The sequence below is a fragment of the Bradyrhizobium sp. U87765 SZCCT0048 genome, from assembly GCF_018131225.1.
In the GTDB taxonomy this organism is placed as follows: Bacteria; Pseudomonadota; Alphaproteobacteria; order Rhizobiales; family Xanthobacteraceae; genus Bradyrhizobium_A.
This window is the reverse complement of the sequence record NZ_JAFCMM010000001.1, coordinates 1262947-1288535: the sequence shown is the minus strand read 5'-3', so window position 1 is coordinate 1288535 and position 25589 is coordinate 1262947. Positions and strand designations below refer to the sequence as shown.

Genomic DNA, 25589 nt, shown 5'->3' with positions numbered 1-25589 from the left:
CGAGCGGGGAGCGAGCATGCGTCTGATGAATTTGAGACCGGGCCGGCAGGGGGCGTTCTATCTTGCTGCCCTGCCGTTCGTGCTGGTGCTCGCCGCCTACCTTGCGGGTTCGGGTCTGCGGCTCGCGGACAATCCCAACGACAAGTTGCTGCCTGCGCTATCCAGCATGGCGCAGGCGGTCAAGCACATGGCGTTCGAGACCGATGCCCGCACCGGCACGATCCTGATGCTGACCGACACGCTAGCGAGCCTCGGCCGGCTCGCTTCGGCGCTCGCGATTTCGACCGCTGCGGCGCTGGTGCTCAGTGTCGTCGTCGGCCTGTTGCCGGCGGCGACCGCGTTGCTGGCGCCGTTCATCAATGTCGTCTCGATCGTGCCGCCGCTTGCACTTCTGCCGATCCTGTTCATCGTCATGGGTCTTGGCGAGAACGCCAAGATCGCGCTGATCGTGATCGGCACGCTGCCGTGCATCGTCCGCGATCTGATCATGAAAGTGCAGGAGTTGCCGCGAGAGCAACTGATCAAGGCGCAGACGCTCGGCGCGTCGACGTGGCAGGTAGCGTTGCGCGTCGTGCTGCCGCAGCTGTTGCCGCGCCTGCTGGATTCACTGCGGCTGCAACTGGGACCGGCCTGGCTGTTCCTCATCGCGGCGGAAGCGATCGCGTCCGACAGCGGGCTCGGCTACCGTATCTTCCTGGTGCGGCGTTATCTCGCGATGGACGTGATCATTCCCTACGTCGCCTGGATCACACTGCTCGCCTTCTTCATGGATGCCGGTCTGCGCCTGCTGCAGCGCAAGGCGTTTCCTTGGTTCGCCGCGGTGAGGGCGGCATGAGCGCGATCCGGTTCGACGACGTCTGGAAGGACTATGACGGCCATATCGTGCTGGAGCGGATCACGCTCGATGTCGCGCCGCGCGCCTTCATTGCACTGGTCGGCCCCTCCGGCTGCGGCAAGACCACCTTTCTGCGGATGCTGCTCGGCGAGGAGAGCCCGACGCGCGGCGCCATTTATGTCGATGGCCGGGCGCTGCGGCCGGAGCCGGATGCTGATCGCGGCGTCGTCTTCCAGCGCTATTCGGTGTTTCCGCACCTGACGGTGTTGCAGAACGTGCTGCTCGGCCGCGAGCTGCAGCGGGCGCCGCTGACCGGCCGGTTGTTCGGTGCGGCAAGGCGTGCCGCCAGCGAGGAGGCGCGGGCGCTGCTCGCCGAAGTCGGCCTCGCCGGCCACGAGGCAAAATATCCGGCGGCGCTGTCCGGCGGCATGCAGCAGCGCCTCGCGCTGGCGCAGGCGGTGATGCGCCGGCCGAAGGTGCTGCTGCTCGACGAGCCGTTCGGTGCGCTCGATCCCGGCATCCGTGCCGACATCCACGTGCTGATGAAACGGCTGTGGAACGAGACCGAGCTCACGGTGGTGATGGTGACCCATGACCTCAGCGAAGCCTTTCGCCTCGCCACCCGCGTCATTGCGTTCGAGCGCCATCGCGACCGCCCGGAGGAGCGCGAGCGCTACGGCGCGACTATCTCGCGCGACCTCGAGATCTATCCGCGGCGCGTCGCCGACGCGCAGCGCCCATCGCTTGTCCGCTCCGGCCGGGACGACCCGGCCGCCCAGGGAGCATGATCCGGGACGACCCGGCACCTGTCCGAGAGAGGGCAACCATGATCCTGACGCAAGAGCAGCAGGCCGAGATCGCCGCAAACCGACGTCGCTATGAAGAGTTGAAGGCGGCCGGCCAGGGGCAGGCGCCGCGCGCGCTGCCGCCGCTGACGGCCCGCGACGGCGCTCCGATCGCCGAAGCCGCCATCGATCATCGTGAGACCATCGCCGACGGCTGGTACTGGACGACGCGGCTGAAGCGTGGCGAGGCGCTGCGGCTTGTCAACACCGGCGGGCAGTCCTGCGTCAGCCTGCTTGCCTGGAGTGCCGCCGAGCCCAGCGAGAGGCTCAACCATGCCGACACCATCAAGGTGCAGTGGGCGGCGAGTCTGCGCAGGGGACGGGTGATCTTATCCGACATGGGGCGGGTATTGCTGAGCATGGTGGAGGATACCAGCGGTGCCCATGACACCCTCGCGGGAGCGTCGTCCGCTGTGACCAATGCCGAGAAGTACGGAGCCGGTTCGTATCGCAACAGCCGCGACAATTTCATTCTCGCCGCCGGCAAGCTCGGCCTTGATCGCCGCGACGTCATGCCGTGCATCGCGTTCTTTGCCCCGGTGGCCGTGGATGGGACGGGGCGTTTGGTGTGGCAGGAAGAGCGGCGGCGTGCAGGTGACTTTGTCGACCTGCGGGCGGAGATGGATCTGCTGGTTGCGTTGTCCAACTGTCCGCACCCGCTCGATCCCCTGCCGACGCCGCGGCGGGGGGCGGTCGAGGCCATCCGCTATCGGGCGGGACCAGCCGCCCCGGACGATCCCTGCCGCACCGCAAGTGCGGAAGCTTTGCGCGCCTTCGAGAACAACGCGCTGTCCGACAGCGCCATCGCCGGGTGACCGCCATGACCATGCATACCATTCCCGCCGACGCCCGGGTCGTGATCGACACCGAGATCGCTGCCTGCGCTCCATGGTCCGCGATCATCCGCAAGGGCCAGCGGCTGCGCATCATCGACAGCCACGGTCAGCAGGCCGTCGACACGCTGTTCTACAACGCCGCCGATCCGCAGGAGCGCTACAGCGGCCAGGATACCCTGCGTGCGCAGGGGGCGGCCTATGTCAGCACCGGCACCCGCATCGTCTCGAACGAGGGGCGGACCATGCTGCGCATGGTGGCGGACAGCTGCGGCCTGCACGACACCTCCGCCGGCGCCTGCTCGTGCGAAAGCAACACCGTGCGCTTTGGCCGTCATACCCGCTATCTCCATGCCTGCCGCGAGAACTTCCTGATCGAGGCGGCGAAGCACGGCCTGTCGAAGCGCGACATCGTGCCGAATCTCAACTTCTTCATGAACGTGCCGATCGATCCGGAGGGGAATTTCACCGTCGTCGACGGGGTGTCGAAGCCCGGTGACCATGTCGAGCTGCTGGCCGAGATGGACGTGCTCTGCCTGATCTCCAACTGCCCGCAGATCAACAATCCCTGCAACGGCTTCTTTCCGACGCCGGTGCAGGTGGTGGTCTTCGAGGCGAAGGGGGACTGAGCATGTTCAGGAAGGTTCTGATTGCCAACCGCGGCGAGATCGCCGGGCGGATCGGCCGGACGTTGCGCCGGATGGGCATCGCGTCGGTCGCGGTCTACTCCGACGCGGATCGCTTCACCCGTCCGGTGCTGGATGCCGACGAGGCCGTCCGCATCGGGCCGGCTCCGGCCGCCGACAGCTATCTGAATGTCGATGCGATCGTCGCGGCGTGTCTGCAGACGGGCGCCGACGCGGTCCACCCCGGATACGGCTTCCTGTCCGAGAGCCGGCATCTCGCCGAGGCGCTCGCGCGCCACGGCATTCGCTTCATCGGGCCGCGGCCCGAGCATCTCGAGGCTTTCGGTCTCAAACACCGGGCGCGGGAGATCGCGGTCGATGCCAGCGTGCCGCTGTTGCCGGGTTCGGGGTTGATCGAAACGGAGACCGAGGCGGTCGCAGCCGCTGCCGGGATCGGTTACCCAGTGATGCTGAAGAGCACGGCCGGCGGCGGCGGCATCGGCATGCAGTTGTGTCACGACGTGGCCGCGCTGCGAGACAAGTTCGCCACGGTCCAGCGCACGGCACGGGCGAGCTTCGGCGACGCGCGTGTCTATCTCGAACGCTTCGTCGCCGAGGCGCGCCACATCGAAGTGCAGATCTTTGGCAACGGCAACGGCGGTGTGATCGCGCTTGGCGAGCGCGACTGCTCGCTGCAGCGGCGTAACCAGAAGGTCGTGGAAGAGACGCCTGCGCCGGGGCTGAGCGAGGCGGTGCGGCGGCGGCTGCATTCCGCCGCGGTCACGCTGGGCCAGCGTGTTGCTTACGAATCCGCCGGCACCGTCGAGTTCATCTACGACGTTGCGCGCGAGGATTTCTATTTTCTCGAGGTCAACACCCGCCTGCAGGTCGAGCACCCGGTGACCGAGGCTGCATTCGGCATCGACCTCGTCGAATGGATGGTGCGCCAGGCCGCGGGCGAGGATGTGCTCGCCGGTCTGCCGCCGCTCGCGCCCTGCGGGGCGGCGATCGAGGTCAGGCTCTATGCCGAGAACCCCGCCGCGGGTTTCCGGCCGAGCGCCGGCCGCCTGACGGAGGTGCGCTTTCCGGCGGGGGCGCGGATCGACGGCTGGATCGAGACCGGCGTCGAGGTGACGCCGTTCTACGATCCGATGCTGGCCAAGATCATCGTCGCGGCCGATAGCCGCGCAGACGCCATCGAGCGCCTGCAGCAGGCGCTGCAGGCGACCACGGTTGCCGGCATCGAGACCAATCTCGACTATCTGCGCACGGTCGTCGCGGCCGAGCCGTTCCTAACCGGGCGTGTGGCGACCAGCGTGCTCGGCTGCCTGCCGTTTACGCCGCGCACCGTCGATGTGCTGGCGCCGGGCGCGCAGTCCGGATTGCAGGAACTGCCCGGGCGGCTGCATCTGTGGCACGTCGGCGTGCCGCCGAGCGGTCCGATGGACGAACGCTCGTTCCGCCTTGCCAACGCCATCGTCGGCAACGCGGAGACGACGGCGTCGCTGGAGCTGACGGTCAATGGTCCGACACTGCGTTTCAACGCCGACGCGGTCATCGCGCTGGCTGGTGCGCGCATGCGAGCGACCCTCGATGGTGTTGCCATCGATCATCAACGACCGATCGTCGTGCGCGGCGGCCAGGTGCTGGCCATCGGCGCAATCGAGGGTGCCGGCCAGCGCTGCTATCTCGCGCTGCGCGGCGGCTTCGAGGCGCCGCAGATCCTCGGCTCGCGAGCAGTGTTCGCGCTGGGAGCATTCGGCGGGCATGCCACCGGCGTGCTGAAGGGCGGAGACGTGCTGCACATGGCCGATGCCGAGGCGGCCGGACCGCCGCGTTTGCCGAGCGACAAGGAGGTGCCGGAGCTGACGCGGGCCTGGACTATCGGTGTGGTCTACGGTCCACACGGCGCCCCGGATTTCTTCCTCGATGGCGATATCGAAACCCTGTTCGCGGCGACCTACGAGGTGCATTTCAACAGTGCCCGCACCGGGGTTCGGCTGATCGGGCCGAAGCCGGCCTGGGCGCGGCCGGATGGGGGCGAGGCGGGCCTGCATCCGTCGAACATCCACGACAACGCCTATGCGATCGGCGCCATCGATTTCACTGGCGATATGCCGATCATTCTCGGCCCGGACGGCCCGAGTCTCGGCGGCTTCGTCTGTCCGGCGGTGGTGGCGCGTGACGAACTGTGGAAGGTCGGTCAGTTGCGTCCCGGCGATACCGTGCGGTTCGTGGCGCAGCGGCGCGACGATCCCGTCGCCGGCCCACTGGTCGCACGCGCAGCGCCCGACCTTGGCGCGGCCGTCGTGGGCCGTGACGACCGCGGCGCAGTGCCGGTGGTCTATCGCCGTGCCGGCGATGACAATCTGCTCGTCGAATACGGACCGATGGAGCTCGATATCGGTCTGCGGCTGCGGGTGCATGCGCTGGCTCAGGCCGTCGAGCGCGCGAAACTGCCGGGCCTGATCGACCTGACGCCGGGCATCCGCTCGTTGCAGGTGCACTACGACAGTGCGGTGCTGTCGCGGCGGCGCCTGCTCGATGCGCTGCGGGCGCTCGAGCGCGACCTGCCGGCAGTGGATGCGATGACCGTACCGAGCCGGATCCTCCACCTGCCGCTGTCGTGGAACGATCCGGCCGCGGTGCTGGCGATGCAAAAGTATCAGGAACTGGTGCGGCCCGATGCGCCGTGGTGCCCTTCGAACATCGAGTTCATCCGCCGCATCAACGGGCTTGGCAGCGAGGACGATGTGCGTCGCATCGTGTTCGACGCGAGCTACCTGGTGCTCGGCCTCGGCGACGTCTATCTCGGCGCCCCGGTCGCGACCCCGCTCGATCCGCGCCACCGCCTGGTGACGACCAAGTACAACCCCGCAAGGACCTGGACGCCGGAGAACGCGGTCGGTATCGGCGGCGCCTACATGTGCATCTATGGCATGGAAGGCCCGGGTGGCTATCAGCTGTTCGGCCGTACCATCCAGGTCTGGAACACATGGCGGACGACGCCGGTTTTCGCGCCGGGGCATCCCTGGCTGCTGCGCTTCTTCGACCAGATCCGGTTCTTTCCGGTCGATGCCGCTGAACTGATGGAAGCACGCGAGGCGTTTCCGCACGGCGCCTATCCGCTGAAGATCGAGGAGACGGAATTCTCCTATGCCGAACATGTGCAGCGACAAGCCGCCGCGCACGACAGCATCGCGACGTTCAAGGCTGGCCAGCAGGCCGCATTCGAGGCCGAGCGCAGCCGCTGGAAAGCGCTCGCGCTCGACGAGGTGCGCGACGATCCCGGTGGGCCCGTGGGGGACGACGGCATTCCGGACGGTACGACCGGAGCTTTCTCGGAGGTGCCGGGCAATGTCTGGAAGATCCTGGTCGAGGAGGGGGCGAGGGTTGCGGCCGGCGAGACCCTGGCGATCATCGAATCGATGAAGATGGAGATCGGCGTGCCCGCGCCCGTGGGGGGCAGGGTGGCGCAGGTCCGCATCCGGCCGGGCCAGACCCTGCGGGCCGGCGACGTCGTCGTTCTGATCGAGGCCGCCTCAATGCCGCAGGAATAGAAAGTGTGGCGAGGACAGCGAGGCAATTTGCCCGAATTTCGTCCTCGCCACCGGGCTGAAATCCGATTATGTCGTGGTCGTGTGTGCGCTGCACAAAAGGTGGTGCAACCCCTGCGCGTACCGAGGCGACTGGAGATCGAGTGTTTTGACGACCACCTGGAATACGAAGTACGGTTCGCGGCGGCTCAAGGTCGACCTGCCGACCCTGGAGGAGGCGATCTACGCCGCCGCCGGGATCACGGACGATCGCGAGCAGCAGGCCGATATTGCAGCAGCGCTGATGGGCATGCCGCTCGATCAGGTTCGCACCGAAGTCATGAAGACCCGGGTGCGGAGCGCGGCTGAACCGGTCCGGCAGATCATCGAGGGCGTCGGTGCGCGCCGTGGTCCACGGGTGGTGGTGGTCGAGCAGAAGTCGGCCAGGCGCCGGCGGATCATTCCAGGCTGACGGGGAAGGACGGGGTTTGCGATGGCGTTTCAGTGTACGACCCCGGCCATTCCAACCATTCAGAGCGACGACGATACGGTCCGGATTACCCGCTGGGACTTCGTTCCCGGGGCCGTGACCGGCTGGCATCGCCACGGCTGGCCCTATTTCGTGATCATGCTCACCGATGGCGTGCTGCGCATCCATGACGGCGCGGTCGTCAGCGATGTGCCGTTGTCCGCAGGGCAGTCCTATCGCCGGTTGGCCGGCGTGGAACACGATGTCATGAACGGTTCCGAACACCCGATTGCGTTCGTCGAGATCGAGGTCAAGCGTCCCGAAGCGCTCGCCGGCTGAGCGTTACCGGTTACCGACGGCGTCCATCTGCCGTGCAGTTGCCCGTTTTCACACCAACGAATAATGGCGGTTGTTCGCCAATTCGGGCTATCATCGTTCCGCCGGTGCTGCTTTCTTCATCGGCTAACAACGGCGTCGGCCCGATGGGCAGGCGCGCAATAACATCCGGCCCAGCAGACGACATCGGCGACAAGCCGGGCGCGGGACGGGAGGGGGCCATGAATGGGACTGCGCAGGCGTCAGGACCTCCTGACGATCGCACACGGACAATCGAGCCATATTGCGCAACAGCGCGAGCCGTGCCGTGATCGCTGGTCTTCGCCGGTGTCCGGGAGGCCGGACCGCGACCGATGCCTGTTGCCCATGACCGTTGCCCATGACCGGGGGAACGCGCGGTGTCCGCCGAACTTGTCCTGGTCCGAATTATGCAAGCATTTCGCCGCTCCCGGCGGGACGGAGTGGACGCGGCCAGGCCCGCGGTCACCCCGTTCGCCGGACAGGCGGTGCAACCACCACGGCCTGAGCTTGAGAGGAGGAGAAAGACGAATGAAAAACTATGTGATCATCGGCGCCGCGATCGGGGCGCTCGCACTGGGCGGTGGCCCGGTGGCGGCGCAGCAACTGACCGGCACGCTGAAGAACATCAAGGACACCGGCACGATCACGATCGGCTTTCGCGATTCGTCGATTCCGTTTTCCTATCTTGACGACAATCAGAAGCCGGTCGGCTTCGCGATGGACATCTGCTATCGCATCGTCGATGCGGTGAAGAAGGAGCTCAAGCTCGACAAGCTCGAGGTCAAGCTCAACCCGGTGACCTCGGCGACCCGCATTCCGCTGATGGCCAATGGCACCATCGATCTCGAATGCGGCTCGACGACCAACAACGTCGAGCGTCAGAAGCAGGTGTCGTTCACCAATACCCACTTTTTGACCGCCAGCCGCTTCGTCTCCAAGAAGTCGAGCCACCTCAACACCATCGACGACCTCAAGGGCAAGACGGTGGTGTCGACCTCGGGCACGACCAACATCAAGCAGCTCAACGAGGTCAACGCGGCGCGCAGTCTCGGCATCAATATCGTGCCGGCCAAGGATCATGCCGAAGCATTCCTGATGGTCGAGACCGACCGCGCCGTGGCGTTCGTGATGGACGACATCCTGCTGGCGAGCCTCGCCGCCGGATCGAAGGATCCCGACGCCTACGTCATCTCGAAAGACGCGTTCTCCAAGCCCGAGCCTTACGGCATCATGGTGCGCAAGGACGATCCGGCCTTCAAGAAAGTGGCCGATGATGCGACCGCGGCGCTCTACAAGAGCCCGGAAGGCGCCAAGATCTATGACAAGTGGTTCACACAGAAGATCCCGCCGAAGGGGCTGAACCTCAACGTGCCGATGGGGCCGGAGCAGAAGAGGGCGTTCGCCGAACCGTCGGACTCGCCCGATCCCGACGCCTATATTCCCAAGTAACGGGACTGGCAGCCCGCGCCGCGGCGACTTGCCCGCGGCGCGGGTGCCCGCTGTGATCCGGAGGTCGGGGGACCGAACGTGAATTATCACTGGAATTGGCGGATTTTCTGGGAGCCGTCGCCGAGCGGCACCGGCACCTATCTGGACATGCTGCTGTCCGGCCTGTGGTTGACCATCGCAACGGCGCTGTGCGCCTGGGTCATCGCGCTGGTGGCTGGCGCGATCATCGGCGTAATGCGCACGCTGCCCTCGAAGACCGCGCAGCGCATCAGCTTCGCCTATATCGAGCTGTTCCGGAACATGCCCCTGCTGGTGCAGCTGTTCCTGTGGTTCTTTGTGCTGCCCGAAGTGCTGCCCCGCAGCTGGGGGCTGTGGCTGAAACAGCTGCCCAATGCGCCGTTCCTGACGGCGGTGATCGGTCTTGGCCTGTTCATGTCGGCGCGCGTCGCCGTGCAGCTCTCGGCCGGCATCAACGCGCTGCCGCGCGGCCAGAAGATGGCCGGCACCGCGCTCGGCCTCACGACCGGGCAGACCTACCGCTACATCCTGTTGCCGATGGCATTTCGCATCATCCTGCCGCCGCTGACATCGGAATTCCTCAACACCATCAAGAATTCCTCCGTGGCGATCACCATCGGCCTGATCGAGCTGACCGGGCAGGCGCGCGCCATGCAGGAGTTCTCGTTCCAGGTGTTCGAGGCCTTCACGGCCGCGACCATCCTCTATCTGATGGTCAATATCGTGGTCGTCGTCGCCATGCGTTTCGTCGAGCGCGGGGTTGCGATCCCCGGCTACATCACCGGCAAATAGCGAGGCGTCATGTTCGCGAATTTCGACTTCGACGTCATCCGCCGTTCGCTCGGCTATCTGTTCTTCGACGGCATGACCTTCACGCTGACGCTGACGGCGCTCTCGGCGTTCGGCGGACTGGTGTTTGGCACCTTGATCGCTCTGATGCGGCTGTCGAACCTCAAGCTGCTGGGACGCATCGCCGGGCTCTACGTCGACCTGATGCGGTCGCTGCCGCTGGTGCTGGTGATCTTCTGGTTTTATTTCCTCGTGCCTTACATCGGCCAGTGGCTGACGGGCGCGTCGCGGCCGATCCATGTCGGCGCGTTCACGTCCTCGCTCGTGACCTTCATCCTGTTCGAGGCGGCGTATTTCTCCGAGATCATGCGCGCCGGCATCCAGTCGATCTCTCGCGGCCAGCCGGCGGCGGCGCAGGCCCTCGGTCTGACCTATGCCCAGACCATGCGCTACGTCGTATTGCCGCAGGCGTTCCGCAAGATGCTGCCGGTGCTGCTGACCCAGACCATCGTGCTGTTCCAGGACACTTCGCTGGTTTATGTGCTCTCGATCCCCGATTTCCTCGGGGCCGCCAGCAAGGTGGCGCAGCGCGACGGGCGTCTGGTCGAGATGTACCTGTTCGCGGCCGTCGTCTACTTCGTCATTTCGTTCATCGCGTCGGCCGGCGTCAGGCGGCTGCAGGCGCGCATCAGCTTTGCCCAGTAACGGATTCCTCATGATCGAGATCAGTCACATCAGCAAGTGGTACGGCACCAGCTTTCAGGTGCTGAAGGACTGCACCACCAGTGTCGCCAAGGGTGAGGTCGTGGTGGTGTGCGGACCGTCAGGATCGGGCAAGTCGACCCTGATCAAGTGCGTCAACGCGCTCGAGCCGTTCCAGGAAGGCGACATCACGATCGACGGCATCAAGGTCAATGACCCGAAGACCGATCTGCCCAAGCTGCGGTCGAAGGTCGGCATGGTGTTCCAGCACTTCGAGCTGTTTCCGCATCTCAAGATCGTCGACAATCTCTGCCTTGCCCAGGAAAAAGTCCTCGGCCGCAAGCACGACGAGGCGCTTGCCAAAGGCATGGCGCTGCTCGACCGCGTCGGCCTGAAGGCCCATGCCGAGAAATTTCCCGCCCAGTTGTCGGGCGGTCAGCAGCAGCGTGTCGCCATTGCGCGGGCGCTGGCGATGGATCCCATCGCCATGCTGTTCGATGAACCAACCTCGGCGCTCGATCCGGAAATGATCAGCGAGGTGCTGGACGTCATGGTGCAACTCGCCCGCGACGGGATGACCATGATGGTGGTGACCCACGAAATGGGGTTCGCCCGCAAGGTCGCGCAGCGCGTGGTCTTCATGGACCGCGGCGAGATCGTCGAGGATGCCCGTACCGAAGATTTCTTCGGCAAGCCGCGCAGCGACCGCGCCCAGAACTTCCTCTCCAAGATCTTGTCGCATTGAGGGTTCATAACGGCCAGCGGACGCCTATCGCGCGCCGGTCTATCGTCGAGGAGATATCGCTTTGAGTCGCATCGCTTACGTCAACGGTTCGTTCGTACCCCTGGAGGAGGCCAAGGTTTCGGTCCTCGACCGTGGGTTCCTGTTCGCCGATGGCATCTATGAAGTCTCGGCGGTGCTCGATGGCAAACTGGTCGACAACGATTCCCATCTGACGCGGTTGCAGCGTTCGGTCGGCGAGATCGCCCTGGCGCTGCCGGAGACCCTCGAGCGGATCAAGGAGATCCAGAAGGAGCTGATCGCGCGCAACAGCCTTGTCGACGGCCTCGTCTATCTGCAGGTGACGCGCGGCGCCGCCGAGCGCGACTTTCCGTTCCCCAAGGACGCCAAGCCGACGCTGGTGATGTTCACGAGTGTCAAGGACATCGTCAACGCGCCCGCTGCCAAGACCGGCATCGCGGTCAAGACCGTGCCGGACATCCGCTGGGCGCGGCGCGACATCAAGAGCGTGGCGCTGCTGGCGCAGGTGCTGGCCAAGCAGGCGGCGGCCGAGGCCGGCTGCCAGGAGGCCTGGATGGTAGAGGATGGTGCCATCACCGAGGGCGGCTCGTCGTCGGCATTCATCCTGACCCAGGACGACACCCTGGTGACGCGACAGAACTCTAACGCGATCCTGCCGGGATGCACCCGCAAGGCGGTGGTCGCGCTCGCCGCCGAACGGCAGCTGCGCATCGAGGAGCGGGCATTCACGGTTGCTGAGGCGCTCGCCGCCAAGGAAGCCTTTATCACCAGCGCGTCCAGCTTCGTGCAGCCGGTGGTCAAGATCGACGGTGAGGTCGTCGGTGGTGGCAAGCCCGGACCGGTCGCGACGCGGTTGCGCGAGATCTATATCGATTTCGCCCGCGCCACCGGCGACTGACGGGGCAGGCGCGTCTTCATTGACGAACGGCGGTGTGAAGCGCTCGGCAGCTTCACACCGCGGAAGGCGCGAGCGACCGCATTTCCTGTCCGCGGAAATCTCGCGACCGCAACATTCCGATCCGGCCTGCGACCGGTGATCCCGGACGGCACGTCTGGGGTTGGTCGCGTGCCGATCCGCCATCTTCGCTTCTCTTCGGTATCAGACACAACGCGTCGGGCTGGACCATGGCCCACGCTCTGGGCTGGTCATGCCGCACTGCGCCATTGCCATGGCGCGTTTCAAAATGGCGCGTTCCAAAAGCAACATCGACGAACGGCGCATAGGTCGCGCTCTGGTGCACGACATTTCACGATCGTGAAGCGCGTGGCTGCGCGCTTCGTCTTGCCGTGATCGCAGCGGTGGTTACACTGGTATGCCAAGAGGCTGATCAACAGGCCTCGCCAAGCGAGAGAGGAACCGATCATGCATGACCAGAATTTCCGGCGTGCGCCGGGATCGATGCGATCCATTTTCCTGACCTCCGCCCTGGGCCTGTCCCTCGGCGTCTCCGCACTTCTCGGCGCCGGTCCGGCGCGCGCCGCAGACCCCATCAGGATCGGCATCATTGCCGAGGCGCAGGCGATCGCCGGCGCCTCGATTCCGCAGGCGGCACAACTGGCGGCCGATGAAATCAACGCCAAGGGCGGCGTCGACGGCCGCAAGATCGAGATCATCACCTACGACAACCACAGTTCGTCGGCGGACTCGGTCCGCGCGTTTCAGCGCGCGGTCAACGAGGACAAGGTCAATGTCGTCATCGCCAGCTTCATCAGCGAGGTGGTGCTGGCGCTCGAGCCATGGGCCTCGCGGCTGAAGACGCCGTTCATTACCCCGGGCGCGGCGTCGAACGAAATCAGTCTCAGCGTCCACAAGGACTACGACAAGAACAAATACACCTTCCACGGCTATCTGACGTCGGCGGCGCTGGCGCTGTCGGTCTGCGATGCCGCGAAGGATCTCCTTGTCGACGACAAGAAGATGAAAACCGCGGTGATCATGAGCGAGGATGCGGCGTGGACCAAGCCGCTCGACATCGGCTACGAGGAGTGCCTGCCGAAGATCGGGCTCAAGGTGCTCGACCACATCCGCTTCTCGCCGGATACCACCGACTTCACGCCGATCTTCAACAAGATCGAGGCGGCGAAGCCCGACGTGATCATCACTGGCATCTCTCACGTCGGCGTGCAGCCAACGGTGCAGTGGAAGAACCAGCAGGTTCCGATCCCGATGCTCGGCATCAGCTCCCAGGCGACCAACAGCACCTTCGGCAAGGACACCAACGATGCGGCGAACGGCGTGCTCTACCAGGGCGTGTCGGGGCCCGATGTCGCGGTGACACCGAAGTCGATTCCATTCGCCGAAGGCTTCAAGGCCAGGTTCGGCAACTATCCGTCCTATGCGGGCTACACCGCCTATGACGAGGTTTACTTCATCGCCGACGCGGTCAAGCGGGCAGGGACGACCGATGCCGATCCGCTGGTCGCTGCACTGGAAAAGACCGACTGGGAGGGCACGATCGGGCGGGTGCAGTTCTACGGCAAGGACGATCAATTCACCCACGCGATCAAGTACGGCAAGGGGCTGATCACTGGCCTGATGCTGCAATGGCAGGACGGCAGGCAGATCAGCGTCTGGCCCAAGGAGGTCGCGAAGGGACAGCTTAAATTCCCGAGCTTCATCAAGGTCACGAGCAACTGACGGTGCCGACAGCGGCGCTCCCGGAGATGTTCGGGAGCGCCGTGCCGTTTTCCTCCAGTGACGGCCGGCTCGGCCGCGGCGTGACCTGATGCTTGTCCTGCAGATCTTGATCGACGGCTTTGCCGTCAGCGCCCTCTATGCGCTTGGCGCGATGGGCTTCACGCTCATCTTCGGCGTTTCCGGTGTGCTCAACCTGTCCCATGGCGCCATCATGGTGCTGGCCGCGGTCGCGGCCTGGGCCGCGGCGAGCGTGCTCCATCTCGACACCTACAGCGGCGCACTGATGGGCGTCGGTGTCGCGCTGGTCGCCGCGCTGATCACCTACTTCGCGGTGGTGCAACCGATCCAGCGCTCCCGCAAGATTCCGAACGAGGAGAAGGAGATTTTCGTGCTCACAGGCACGCTGCTCTGGGGCATCATGATCCAGGAGCTGATCGCCTACTTCTTCACCAACAACGCCAAGACGGTTCTGCCGATTGTCGAGGGCGTGGTCAGCATCGCCGGCGTCCGCACCCCGCGCAACGAGATCTTCACTGCGCTGGTTTGTTGCCTCGTGATCGCGCTGCTGTGGCTGCTGGTCAATCGCACCCGCACCGGCAAGGTGGTGCTCGCGGCATCGATGAACCCGCGTGGTGTCACGCTACTCGGCTTCGAGCTGACCAACGTCTACATCGTGGTGTGGAGCATCTATGGCGTTCTCGCTGGGATCGCCGGGGTACTGCTCGGCATGTTTCTCGGCGTCAGCTCCTACAGCGTCGGGCCGCTGACGGCGAGCGCGTTCTCCATCGTCGTGCTTGGCGGCCTAGGCAGCGTGTCGGGTTCGCTGATCGCCGCGCTGGTTGTCGGCTATCTCGAAACCATCACGGCGTACGTGATCTCACCGGCCTATCGCACCATTCCCGCGCTGCTGCTGCTGGTCGCGGTCATGTACATTCGGCCGCAAGGCCTGCTCGGGAGGCGCTGAGCATGGGAGACATTCTTCGTTCGCGACCGCTGTGGATCGGCCTTGTCGTGGTGATCCTCGCCGCGACGCTGCCGCTCTACGTGTCCGGCTACATTCTCGGCCTGCTCACGGTGGCCTACTACTTTGGCGTGTTCGCGATGGCGTGGGACCTGCTGTTCGGCTTCGCCGGCGAGGTCAATTTCGGGCCGACCTTCCTCATCGGGGTCGGCGCCTATACGGCCGGCATCGTCAACAACCAGTATGGCCTGTCGGTCTATCTCTGCATCGTCCTCGGTGCGCTGGCGTCGGTGGTGGCGGGGCTGGTCCTTGCGCTGCCGGCGCTGCGGGTCCGCGGCCCGTATTTCGGCCTCACCACGCTCGTGGCGGTGCTGATGCTGCAGAACTTCATCGTCGTGTTCGCCGACCTCACCGGCGGCGAGATCGGCCTCACCATTCCCGATGTGATCACCATCAGCGCCGACATCAACTACTGGATCGCGCTCGGCTTCATGGCGATCAGCGCGGCCATTCTCTACGGTCTGTCGCGCTCGCCGGTCGGACTGATCCTGCAGGCGAGCGGCCAGGATCCGGTGCAGGCCGGGGCGCTTGGCTTCAACATCGTCAAGCACAAGCTGGCCGCCTTCATCGTCAGCGCGTTCTTCTCCGGCCTGTCGGGTGCGCTGCTGGTGTTCTACTTCGGCACCGCCTCGGTCGGCACCGTGGTCGATGTCGCTGTTGGCGTGCAGGTCATCGTTGCGGCCGTGCTCGGCGGGCGGCGCACGGTGCTGGGGGCCGCGCTCGGCGCCATCTTCCTGATCGTCGCGGGCGAGTTCCTGCGGCCGACTGGCGAGCTCGCCACCTTCATCGTCTCGACGGTCGCATTGCTCGCGATCCTGTTCATCCCGAACGGCTTCCTCGGCTATGCTTTGTCACGGGGAGCGCGCTCGTGAGTGCAGCGGTGCAATCGGCGCCGGTCCTCGAGGTACGGGGACTGGTCAAGCGTTTTGGCGGCCTCACGGCAGTCAAGAACCTCAGTCTCGATCTTCATGGCGGCGAGATCCTCGGCCTGATCGGCCCCAACGGTTCGGGCAAGTCGACCGCGATGAAGTCGATCATGGGCATCGAGCGGCCGACCGCCGGCACGGTGCGGTTCGAGGGCGACAACATCGCCGGGCAACCTGCCCATCAGATTGCCCGGCGTGGTTTCGGCATGGTGTTCCAGCACTCGCGGCCGCTCAACCGCCAGACCGTGCTCGAAAACATCATGGTCGCGCTGCTGCCGGACAGCCTGTTCAAACTGTTCGCCGACCATGCGCTGATCGCGCGGGCGACATGGATCGCCGAGCGGGTCGGGCTCGGCGCGGTGATCGACCGCCGGCCGCCGACCCTGCCGTTTGCCGATTTGCGCCGGCTCGAGCTTGCCAAGGCGATCGCGCGCGACCCCAAGGTGGTGCTGGTCGACGAGCCCTTCGCCGGTCTGACGCTGGCGGAAGTCGCGACCTTCTCCGACCTGATCCGAAGCTTTCGTGACGAGGGGCGAGCGGTGCTGCTGGTCGACCACAACGTCAAGAGCGTGGCCGCGCTGGTCGACCGGGTGCTGGCGATGTATCTCGGCGAGGAGATTGTCACCGGCCGCGCCGACGAAGTGATGCGCAACGACACGGTGCGGCGCGTCTATCTCGGCGGCGCGATCGAGACGTCGGCCCGCCCCGAGACCAGCTTTGCCGACGAGGTGCCGCTGCTGCAGGTGCAAAACCTCAGCGTCTCCTATGGCAAGGCGCAGGCGCTGCAGGACGTGTCCATCCACGTCCATCAGGGCGAGTTCGTCTCCGTGGTCGGTTTGAACGGTGCCGGCAAGACGACGCTGTTCAACGCCATTTCCGGTCTGCTGCCCTTCAAGGGCGAGATTGTTCGCGACGGCGCGTCATTGCGCGGCCAGACACCGGCGAAGATTGCCCGCAGCGGCATCGTCCATTGCCCGGAGACGCGCGAGCTGTTCGGCGAGATGACGGTACGCGAGAACCTCGATCTCGGCGGCCAGCACCTCGACGACGCGGCTCGTAGCCGCCAGCTCGCCTGGCTGTTCGAGTTGTTCCCGATCCTGAAAGAGCGCCAGGGGCAGATGGCGCAGACGCTGTCCGGCGGCGAACAGCAGATGCTGGCGATCGGCCGCGCGCTGATGATGCAGCCCAAGATCCTGATCCTCGACGAACCGACCCTCGGCCTTGCACCCGTGATACTGGAACAGCTGTCCAAGGCGCTGACCCGGCTGCGCCAGACCACCGCGATCACCGTGCTGCTCGGTGAGCAGAATGTGACCTTCGCGCTGCCCCATGCCGACCGGGTTTATGTGCTGGAACACGCACGGATCGTGTGGGAGGGAGATCCCGGCCGCTTCGCCGAGGAGGCGGGTGAGGGGTATCTATGAGCGGCGGGGTGGTATCCGCGTAGAGAAAATCGGGGCGAACCCGGATTTACAGCTTGCGTGAGCTGGCCGATGATACCCGTCCTGCAACGATCCGCATTTCGGCAGCGGTCAAGGGGGCGATCATGTTCCAACTGTTTTCGCGTGCGCGCTCCGGCGGGACCTTTCGCGCTCGATCGGCAGGGCGAGACGCGGAGACCGACGGTGGCCGCATCGCCTCGATCGTCCAGGCGATCGATGGTGCGGTCGGAGCCGCGGAAACCGAGTGGTCGGGGCTCAACACCCGCATCGACGATGTGCTGGCGCGCGCCGCGGTGACGCTTGGCAACGACAGTGACGAGTACCTGCACCGCGAGCCGCTGGATACCCACCATCAGAACCTGTTCGATCAGGAGATCGCCAACGGCCAGCGCCGCCTCGACGAACTCTCCCACAGCATCAAGCACTTCAAGTTCGTGAAGGCTGCGCTGCTGTCGCGGTTCCCCAACTTCCGCATGCCGGCCACGCCCGCCAACTAGCACGCCTGTATTCAGAACGTCGGCGGGGTGCAGGCGCTGATCACCTCGCACGGCGCCGGACCGACGCAGCGAAAGCGGTGTGGCCGCCGGCTCTCGAAATAGTAGGCGTCGCCCGGGCCGAGGATCTTGCGCTCGTCGTCGACCGTGACTTCGAGCCGTCCACTGAGAATGACGCCGCCTTCCTCGCCCTCGTGCACCAGCGGCACCTTGCCGGTCTCGGCTCCCGGCTCGTAGCGCTCCTTGAGGATCTGCAGCGCGCGTCCCAGCATGCTCTCGCCGACCTGGCGGAACGAGATCGGGCCCTTGCCGATCTCGACGAGTTCGTCCGCCCGGTAGAACACCTGCTTGGGGCGATCGGGCTCGAACGAGAAGAACTCCGCGAGGCCGATCGGGATGCCGTCGAGAATGCGCTTGAGTGCGCCGACCGACGGGTTGGTCTGGTTCGACTCGATCAGCGAGATCGTGGAGTTGGTCACGCCTGTGCGCTTGGCGAGCTCGCGCTGGGAGAGATTGTGCCGAATTCGCAGGTATCGCAGCCGGTTGCCGATGTCGTCGCTCATTGCGGTGTCCGTGGGGACCGTCGGACCGAGCCGGCGGGTGTTGGGGTTGTTCAGAATACAACAAATACGCAATTTTGATGCAAGCAATTTCAATGGGTTATTAGAAATGAGAAAAGGACTATTCAACGCCCGCGCACACGTGGTTCCCTTCCTTCAACGAAAGGAAACGTCCCCCATGACCATTCAAGCCACGGCCAACGCGCTCGACCTGTCCAACTACTGGATGCCGTTCACGCCGAACCGTCGTTTCAAGCGCGAGCCGCGGCTGCTAACGAGTGCGCAGGGGATGTACTACACGACCGCCGACGATCGCCGCATCCTCGATGGCTCGGCCGGACTGTGGTGCGTCAACGCCGGTCACGGGCGGCGCGAGATCGCCGAGGCGGTGGAGCGGCAGTTGTCGACGCTCGACTATGCGCCGTCGTTCAACATGGGCCATCCGCTGGCCTTCGAGTTCGCCGAGAAGCTTGCGGCGATGGCCCCGGGTGGCGGCACCCTCGACCGGGTCTTCTTCACCAACTCAGGCTCTGAATCGGTCGACACCGCGCTCAAGATCGCGCTCGCCTATCAGCGCGCGATCGGCCAGGCCGGCCGCACCCGTCTGATCGGCCGCGAGCGCGGCTATCACGGCGTCGGGTTCGGCGGCGTCTCGGTTGGTGGCATCGTCAACAACCGGCGAGTCTTCCCGTCGCTGCCGGGCACGGACCATCTGCGCCACACCCATGACCTGTCGCGCAACGCCTTCTCCCGTGGCCTGCCGGAGCATGGCGCGGAACTCGCCGACGATCTCGAGCGGCTGGTGGCGCTGCATGGCGCAGAGACGATTGCCGCCGTCATCGTCGAGCCGATTGCCGGCTCCACCGGCGCGCTGCTGCCACCGAAGGGCTATCTGCAACGGCTGCGTGAGATCGCGACCAAACACGGCATCCTGCTGATTTTCGACGAGGTGATCACCGGTTTCGGCCGCCTCGGCACGCCGTTCGCCACCGACTACTTCGACGTGACGCCGGATATCGTCACCACGGCGAAGGGTTTGACCAATGGCGCGATCCCGATGGGCGCGGTGTTCACAAGCTCGGCGATCTATGATGCGCTGATGCACGGCGACGAAAGCCAGATCGAATTCTTCCACGGCTACACCTATTCGGGGCATCCCGCGGCCTGCGCGGCAGGCCTTGCGACGCTTGGGATCTACGAACGCGAGAAGTTGCTGACCCGTGGTTCCTCGCTTGCCGCCGGCTGGTCGGACGCGATGCACACGCTGCGCGACTGTCCGCATGTCATCGACATCCGCGCCATCGGGTTGATCGCCGGCATCGAGCTGGCCTCGCGCGACGGCGCTGTTGGTGCGCGCGCCGGCGAGGTGTTCGCCGAATGCTACCGCCAGGGCGTCATGGTGCGTGTGACTGGCGATGTCATCGCGCTGTCGCCGCCGCTGATCATCGAGGAAGCGCAGATCGGACAAATCGTCGCAACGCTGCGTGCAGCGATCGCGCAGGTGAAGTGACGACAGGGCGACGCCGGCGGAAAACGTAAGGCCAGGGAGGGCGCCGCCGAACGATCATCAAGGCTGACCCGAGCACTGCGACAGCGGCTGCCGGGCGGCCTTTTTCGGGAATTCATTTGCAATCGATTGCATGCCGGCTATTCTTCGACTTTCGGGAGGAGAAGATCGGATCATGAAAAAGATCGGACAACGGATCACACGACGCCAGTTCACCATCGGAGCGGCAACTGCCGCGAGCGCTGCGCTTCATGCGCCTTACGTGTTCGCGCAATCCGGCTTTCTGGAGCCGGCGCGCATTCGCATGGGATACGCGCCTTACATTTCCGGCGGGCCGTACTTCATCGCGCAGGCGAAGGGCTATTTCAAAAAGCTCAACATCGAGATCGAGCCGACGAGCCATGTCGATGGCTCGCTGTCGATGCCGGCGCTCGCCGCCGGCGAGCTCGACATCACCGGCGCGACGCTGAGTGCGGGCCTGTTCAACCTGATGGCGAAAGGCACCGGACTACGCCTGTTCTTCGAGCGCGGACGTGAAGCGCCGGGCTGGGGCTCCAATGCGATCATGGTCTCGAACGAAATGTGGGAGAAAGGTTTTCGCGGTCCGGACGGTTATCGTCTCGCCAAGGGTCGCAAGATCGGCATCTCGTCGCGTGGCAGCGTTGCGCAATATCTTCACACGGTCGGGCTCGACAAGGCCGGCCTGAAGGAAGGCGACCTCGATTGGCAGTGGGGCCTGACGCCGCAGGCGAGCCTGCCGCTGATGCAGCAGAACCGCATCGACATCCTCAACATGCCGCTGCCGGGCGCCTACGCCGCGCAGAACAAGGGCATCGGCAAGGTCGCGACCTGGAGCGACGAACTGGCTCCGGATTTCGTGCTGGCGTGCTCGGTCGCCAGCGAGAAATTCCTGCGAGAGAAGCACTCCGCGGCGGTACGCTTCTCGATGGCAATCATGCAGGGCAACATCGAGTTCATGGCGGCGGCGAAGTCCGGCAATCCGGAAATCCTCAAGATCATCGCCGACGCCACGGGCCTCACCGTGCCGATCATCGATGAGACGCGGCCGCGCTGGACGTTCATGGCGATCGACGGTCTGCCGAACATGCCCTCGATCGTGGCGCAGCAGAAGTTCTGGCGCGAGCGCACCGACCTGCTGGCGAAGTCGGTGCCGGAAGATCAGATCTTTGACGACCGTGCGATCCGCGAGGCCAAGCAGCGGCTCGACGACAAGAACCCGTTCATCTGATCCCGTTCACGTCCACATCCTCCCGAAGGAGCGCGTGTCGTCCGATGTCGTTCGAATACATTTCCATCGAAGGTGTGTCCCACCGCTTTCTCAGCCGCAACCGGCAGCCGACGACGGCGCTGACCGACGTCTCCGGCCTGTTTCCCGCCGGAAAGGTGACGTCGATCGTCGGTCCGTCGGGATGCGGCAAGTCGACCTTGCTGCTGATCATGCGTGGGCTGGTTGCGCCGGCACAGGGACAGGTGCGCTTCCTCTACCGCGACGCCGCCGGCGCGCTCGCGCCCGGTGAGGCGCCGCGGATGGCGACAGTGTGGCAGTCGTTCAACCTGCTGCCATGGCGCACTGTCGCCGACAACGTCGCCTTCGGGCTCGAACTTCAGGGCGTGCCGCTCGCCGAGCGACGCGAACGCGCGGCGGAGGCGATCCGTTCGGTCGAGCTCGCGGGGTTCGAGAACCACTATCCCGGCCAGCTTTCCGGCGGCATGAAGCAGCGTGTCGGCCTTGCTCGCGGCATGGTGATGTCGCCGGATATTCTGTTTCTCGACGAGCCGTTCGGCGCGCTCGATGCACAGACCCGCCTCTATCTGCAGGAGCAGCTGTCCGCGCTGGTCGAACGCCATGCCAAGACCGTGGTGCTGATCACCCATTCGATCGAGGAGGCGATCTTCCTCGGCGATCATGTGGTGGTGATGACGGCGCGGCCGGGGCGCATCGCCGCCAGCCTGCCGGTCGACCTGCCGCGGCCGCGTGACCTCGACGTGCAGAAAGACAAACGCTTTGGCGAGCTGTTCGCCGAGATCTATGGCCTGCTGCGCGACGAAGTGCGCAAGGCGATGATGAACTGAGGACGCGCCATGACCGACGTCAATCATCTCGCCACCGACATCGCTGCCCCCAAGCCCGTCGCCGACGAGCGGCTGCGCGACGACACATGGTGGTACGGGCCCGTCGCCATCGCCTGCTTCCTGGCGTTCTGGGAACTGGCCGTTCGGTTGGGCAATATCCCGGAAATCTTCCTGCCGCGGCCGTCGCTGGTGGTCGTCGCGCTGTACGACCTGTTTGCGCACAAGCAACTGCTCTACGATCTCTTCATCACCCTGGTGCGGATCTTCGGCGGCTTCTTCCTCGCCGCGATCGTCGGCATCACGCTCGGCCTGTTGATGGGCATGTCGCGGCGGATTTATGCGATCGCGGACATTTTCGTCGCCGCGCTGTATCCGGTACCGAAGATCGCGCTGCTGCCGCTGCTGGTGATCTGGCTCGGCACCGGCAACGCCTTCCAGATCGCGCTGTCGGCGCTCGGCTGCATTTTTCCGATCCTGATCAACACCATCATCGGCGTGAAGCAGTGCGACGAGGGGCTGATCCTCGCGGCGCGCGACCTCGGCGCCAGCAAGGTGCAGATCCAGCGCAAGGTGGTGTTGCCGGCGGCCGTGCCGGCGATCTTCGGCGGGCTGCGGCTCGCGCTCGGCATCTCGATCATCCTGGTGGTGGCGGCGGAGATGCAGACTGCACGCTACGGCCTCGGCGCCAAGCTGCAGCTCGCCGGCCAGGTGCTGGAGACCGGGCAGGTGTTCGCGATCCTGCTGCTGCTCGCGATCATCGGTATCGCGCTGACCAAGGTACAGGATCGCATCGGTGCGGTGGTCGATCGCTGGCGCGCAAAATAATCAACGATAAACAAGCATGGAAACGGCTCCATCGCGAGCCAGGGGAGGATGACGGATGAAACGAACCCTGATCGAATGCGGCTGGCTGGTCACCATGGACGACGCCATCGGCGATCACCGCCGTGCGCGGGTGCTGGTCGAGGGCAATCGCATCGTGGCAGCCGGGCAGGGGATCACCGCGGATGCCGACGAGGTCATCGACGCCAGCGACATGATCGTGATGCCGGGACTGATCAACGCCCATCTGCACACCTGGCAGACCGGCTTGCGCGCCATCGGCTCGGAGTGGCTTGGGCCGGATTATCACAAGAACATCCACGCCAATCTCGCCACTCACTATGGCCCCGAGGACAACTATCTCGGCAACCTCGTCGGTGCGCTGGCGCAGATCGACGGTGGCGTTACCACGGTGCTGGACTGGTGCCACAACCTGACCTCGCTGGAGCACGCCGAGCGGTCGGTCGACGGCCTGGAGGCATCGGGCATCCGCGCCGTGTTCGCCCATGGCACGGCCAAGCCGCCGACGCGGCCGGGCGAGGTGCCCTATACCCATGTGCCTCATCCCCGCGACCGCATCGAAGCATTGCGCAAGTCGCGCTTTGCGTCCGACGATCGGCTGGTGACGCTGGCGATGGCGATCCTCGGCCCGCACTGGGGCACTTACGAGGTCGCCGAACAGGACCTGCGGCTGGCGCGCGAGCTCGGCTTGCTGTCGACCTCCCATGCCACCCGCAAGATCGCCGACCAGGTAGCCCCGGGCGGCTACAAGCGGCTGGTGGAGGCCGGACTGATCGGCCCGGACCACAACCTCGTCCACGGCAACTACATCGAGGATGAGGAGCTCAAGCCGCTGGTCGAGGCCGGCGCCTCGGTCACGGCGACGGTGCTGGTCGAGCTCCATGGCCATGCCGCCGATCCGGTCACGCTGCGGGTGCGGGCGTTCGGCGGCCTGCCGTCGATCGGCATCGATGTCGAGCCGATCGTCACCGGCGAGATGTTCCGCGAGATGCAGGCCGCGCTGCTGCATGCCCGTTGGGCGGCGCTCCGGGAAAATGCTGCCGCCGGCCGGCCGCCGTTGCAGGTCATGCCGGTGAGGTCGCGTGAAGCTCTGCTGTGGGCGACCATCGGCAACGCGCGGGCGATCGGCCTCGAAGACCAGATCGGCTCGATCACGCCCGGCAAGAAGGCCGATCTGGTGATGTTGCGGGCCAGCGACCTCAACCTGTTCCCGGTGCACGATCCCTTGCTGTCGATCACCGATCAGGCCCATGCCGGCAATGTCGATACCGTGATGATCGACGGCGTCGTCCGCAAGCAGGGCGGCCGACGCGTGTTCCCGGATGACGTGCTGGCGCGCCGCCGCGCCGAGCTCGTCACCTCGGTCGAGCGTGTCATGCGCGCCGGCGGTTTCGTGCTGAAGGCGGCCTGACCGCAAGCCGGGTGGGGGTGCAGCCGCGCCCGGCTTGCTCGACGTTGCGACGCAGGCCCTTGGGGCCGGGGAGAGAGCCACATGACAAGAACACGGGTGCGCTGTGGATGGCTGGTGTCGATGGACGATGCCATTGGCGACCAACAGAACATCGACCTCGTCATCGCCGATGACCGTATCGAGGCTATCGGCCGCGATCTGACGATGGCGGTCGACGAGGAGATCGACGCCTCCAGCATGATCGTGATGCCGGGCCTCATCAACATGCATCTGCACACCTTCCAGGCTGGCTTTCGCGGCGTCGGCTCAGAGTGGCTGTCGGCGGACTACTTTCGGATCCTCTATGGCGACATCGCCACGCGCTTCACGCCAGAGGACAACTATCTGGGCACGCTGTTCGGGGCCCTTGGTCAGCTCGATGCCGGCGTCACCACGCTGCTGGACTATTCCCACAACCTGCGCTCGCTGGAGCAGGCCGAGCGCTCGGTCGATGCGCTGGTCGATGCCGGGCTGCGCGCGATGTACATCCACGGCGACGGCTTGCGCGAACCGGCGAAGCCGGGCGCCTTGCCGGCGCGGCGGCTGCATCCCGCCGATCGGGTCAAGGCGTTGCAGGCGAGCCGCTTCGCCCATGCGGGCCGGGTGACGCTCGGCCTCGGCATCGCCGGACCGCACTGGGCGGACTGGGAGGCGTCGCTGCACAATGTCCGTCTCGCCAGGGATCTCGGCCTGCTGGCATCGTCCCATGTCACCAAGTCGCGGGCCAACGCCATCGTGCCGGACGGCTACGATCGGCTGCTGGCGATGGGGTTGCTTGGCCCGGACCACAATCTTGTTCATTGCCATCATCTGTCGGCGGACGAGATCGGCCGGCTGCTCGACGCCGGCTGCTCGATCACCTGCACCAACATGAACGAGCTGCACGACTATCCCAACATGACCGCGATGCTGCGCGTGATCGCCCATGGCGCGACGCCATCGATCGGCGTCGATGTCGAGGCGATGGTGACGGGCAGCCTGTGGCGCGAGATGCAGATGGCGCTGCTGTTCGCGCGCAACGGCGGCCTGCTGCAGAAGAGTGCGACCCCGATGATCCGGTCGCGGGAGGCGCTGCGCTGGGCGACCACGGCCGGCGCGAAGGCGCTGATGATGGAACGCGACATCGGCGCGCTGCGGCCGGGCATGAAGGCCGACCTGATCATGCTCGATGCCGGCGAGCTCAACCTGTTCCCGGTGCACGACCCGGTGTTCGCCGCGGTCGAGCAGTCGCATCCCGGTAATGTCGACACGGTCATCGTCGACGGCATCGTGCGCAAGCGCCACGGCCGCCTGCTGTTCGACGCGGGCAAGCGCAAGGCGCTGGGCGAGAAGCTGATCGACTCGGTGACGCGATTGTCGGCTGAGTCCGGCTACGCCCTGCCGGGGGTGTGA

24 protein-coding genes are annotated in these 25589 nt (G+C 65.5%); 23 read left to right on the top strand and 1 reads right to left on the bottom strand.

Annotated features, from left to right (window positions below):
• The first annotated feature begins 16 nt into the window (after positions 1-16).
• The 17 genes from JQ639_RS05565 (at position 17) to JQ639_RS05485 (ending at position 17746) form a co-directional block, all read left to right on the top strand.
• On the top strand, positions 17-835 hold the full coding sequence (locus JQ639_RS05565) for an ABC transporter permease (RefSeq protein ID WP_211970209.1): 819 nt from the start codon (positions 17-19) through the stop codon (positions 833-835).
• A complete protein-coding gene (locus JQ639_RS05560; RefSeq protein WP_211970208.1) occupies positions 832-1623 on the top strand; it encodes an ATP-binding cassette domain-containing protein in 792 nt (263 codons plus the stop codon). The genes JQ639_RS05565 and JQ639_RS05560 overlap by 4 nt, the downstream gene beginning before the upstream one ends.
• A 38-nt stretch (positions 1624-1661) precedes the next feature.
• Positions 1662-2495, top strand: coding sequence for an urea amidolyase associated protein UAAP1 (locus JQ639_RS05555; RefSeq protein ID WP_211970207.1), 834 nt, complete (start codon positions 1662-1664; stop codon positions 2493-2495).
• Between the two features lie 11 nt (positions 2496-2506).
• Entirely contained in the window at positions 2507-3142 is a 636-nt protein-coding gene (locus JQ639_RS05550; protein ID WP_371745184.1) for an urea amidolyase associated protein UAAP2, read from the top strand.
• Between the two features lie 2 nt (positions 3143-3144).
• Positions 3145-6699, top strand: a complete 3555-nt coding sequence (gene uca / locus JQ639_RS05545) for an urea carboxylase (protein WP_211970205.1) — start codon at positions 3145-3147, stop codon at positions 6697-6699.
• 145 nt (positions 6700-6844) lie between these two features.
• The gene (locus tag JQ639_RS05540; RefSeq protein ID WP_211970204.1) at positions 6845-7147 is read left to right on the top strand and encodes a hypothetical protein; all 303 of its coding nucleotides are present in this window, start codon (positions 6845-6847) and stop codon (positions 7145-7147) included.
• Positions 7148-7168: 21 nt separating this feature from the next.
• The gene (locus JQ639_RS05535) at positions 7169-7483 is read left to right on the top strand and encodes a cupin domain-containing protein (protein ID WP_211970203.1); all 315 of its coding nucleotides are present in this window, start codon (positions 7169-7171) and stop codon (positions 7481-7483) included.
• 546 nt (positions 7484-8029) lie between these two features.
• Entirely contained in the window at positions 8030-8950 is a 921-nt protein-coding gene (locus JQ639_RS05530) for an amino acid ABC transporter substrate-binding protein (RefSeq protein WP_211970202.1), read from the top strand.
• A 78-nt stretch (positions 8951-9028) separates the two neighbouring features.
• Positions 9029-9760 (top strand): amino acid ABC transporter permease, encoded by a 732-nt coding sequence (locus JQ639_RS05525; RefSeq protein ID WP_211970201.1) that lies wholly within the window; start codon positions 9029-9031, stop codon positions 9758-9760.
• A 9-nt stretch (positions 9761-9769) separates the two neighbouring features.
• The gene (locus tag JQ639_RS05520; protein WP_211970200.1) at positions 9770-10462 is read left to right on the top strand and encodes an amino acid ABC transporter permease; all 693 of its coding nucleotides are present in this window, start codon (positions 9770-9772) and stop codon (positions 10460-10462) included.
• A gap of 10 nt (positions 10463-10472) precedes the next feature.
• Positions 10473-11204 (top strand): amino acid ABC transporter ATP-binding protein, encoded by a 732-nt coding sequence (locus tag JQ639_RS05515; protein WP_211970199.1) that lies wholly within the window; start codon positions 10473-10475, stop codon positions 11202-11204.
• Positions 11205-11265: 61 nt separating this feature from the next.
• Positions 11266-12120 (top strand): D-amino-acid transaminase, encoded by an 855-nt coding sequence (locus JQ639_RS05510; RefSeq protein ID WP_211970198.1) that lies wholly within the window; start codon positions 11266-11268, stop codon positions 12118-12120.
• A 501-nt stretch (positions 12121-12621) separates the two neighbouring features.
• A complete protein-coding gene (locus JQ639_RS05505; protein ID WP_211970419.1) occupies positions 12622-13860 on the top strand; it encodes an ABC transporter substrate-binding protein in 1239 nt (412 codons plus the stop codon).
• Positions 13861-13948: 88 nt separating this feature from the next.
• Positions 13949-14824, top strand: a complete 876-nt coding sequence (locus JQ639_RS05500; protein WP_211970197.1) for a branched-chain amino acid ABC transporter permease — start codon at positions 13949-13951, stop codon at positions 14822-14824.
• Between the two features lie 2 nt (positions 14825-14826).
• Positions 14827-15753 (top strand): branched-chain amino acid ABC transporter permease, encoded by a 927-nt coding sequence (locus JQ639_RS05495; protein ID WP_211970196.1) that lies wholly within the window; start codon positions 14827-14829, stop codon positions 15751-15753.
• An 8-nt stretch (positions 15754-15761) separates the two neighbouring features.
• Positions 15762-17231, top strand: a complete 1470-nt coding sequence (locus JQ639_RS05490) for an ATP-binding cassette domain-containing protein (RefSeq protein WP_211970418.1) — start codon at positions 15762-15764, stop codon at positions 17229-17231.
• Positions 17232-17353: 122 nt separating this feature from the next.
• The gene (locus JQ639_RS05485; RefSeq protein ID WP_211970195.1) at positions 17354-17746 is read left to right on the top strand and encodes a hypothetical protein; all 393 of its coding nucleotides are present in this window, start codon (positions 17354-17356) and stop codon (positions 17744-17746) included.
• Between the two features lie 11 nt (positions 17747-17757).
• Here JQ639_RS05485 and JQ639_RS05480 read toward each other — a convergent pair whose 3' ends face one another.
• Positions 17758-18306, bottom strand: a complete 549-nt coding sequence (locus tag JQ639_RS05480) for a cupin domain-containing protein (RefSeq protein WP_211970194.1) — start codon at positions 18304-18306, stop codon at positions 17758-17760.
• A gap of 175 nt (positions 18307-18481) precedes the next feature.
• Between JQ639_RS05480 and aptA the strand changes: the two genes are divergently transcribed.
• The 6 genes from aptA (at position 18482) to JQ639_RS05450 (ending at position 25589) form a co-directional block, all read left to right on the top strand.
• Positions 18482-19813, top strand: coding sequence for an omega-aminotransferase AptA (aptA, locus tag JQ639_RS05475; protein WP_211970417.1), 1332 nt, complete (start codon positions 18482-18484; stop codon positions 19811-19813).
• Between the two features lie 172 nt (positions 19814-19985).
• Positions 19986-21059, top strand: a complete 1074-nt coding sequence (locus tag JQ639_RS05470) for an ABC transporter substrate-binding protein (RefSeq protein WP_211970193.1) — start codon at positions 19986-19988, stop codon at positions 21057-21059.
• Between the two features lie 44 nt (positions 21060-21103).
• Positions 21104-21904, top strand: a complete 801-nt coding sequence (locus JQ639_RS05465) for an ABC transporter ATP-binding protein (RefSeq protein ID WP_211970192.1) — start codon at positions 21104-21106, stop codon at positions 21902-21904.
• Between the two features lie 9 nt (positions 21905-21913).
• Positions 21914-22729, top strand: a complete 816-nt coding sequence (locus tag JQ639_RS05460) for an ABC transporter permease (protein WP_211970191.1) — start codon at positions 21914-21916, stop codon at positions 22727-22729.
• A gap of 55 nt (positions 22730-22784) precedes the next feature.
• Positions 22785-24158 carry an amidohydrolase family protein gene (locus JQ639_RS05455; RefSeq protein WP_211970190.1) on the top strand — a complete coding sequence of 458 codons (1374 nt, stop codon included), beginning with the start codon at positions 22785-22787 and terminating at the stop codon, positions 24156-24158.
• An 81-nt stretch (positions 24159-24239) separates the two neighbouring features.
• Positions 24240-25589: an amidohydrolase family protein gene (locus tag JQ639_RS05450; protein WP_211970189.1), complete on the top strand. Its 1350-nt coding sequence runs from the start codon at positions 24240-24242 to the stop codon at positions 25587-25589.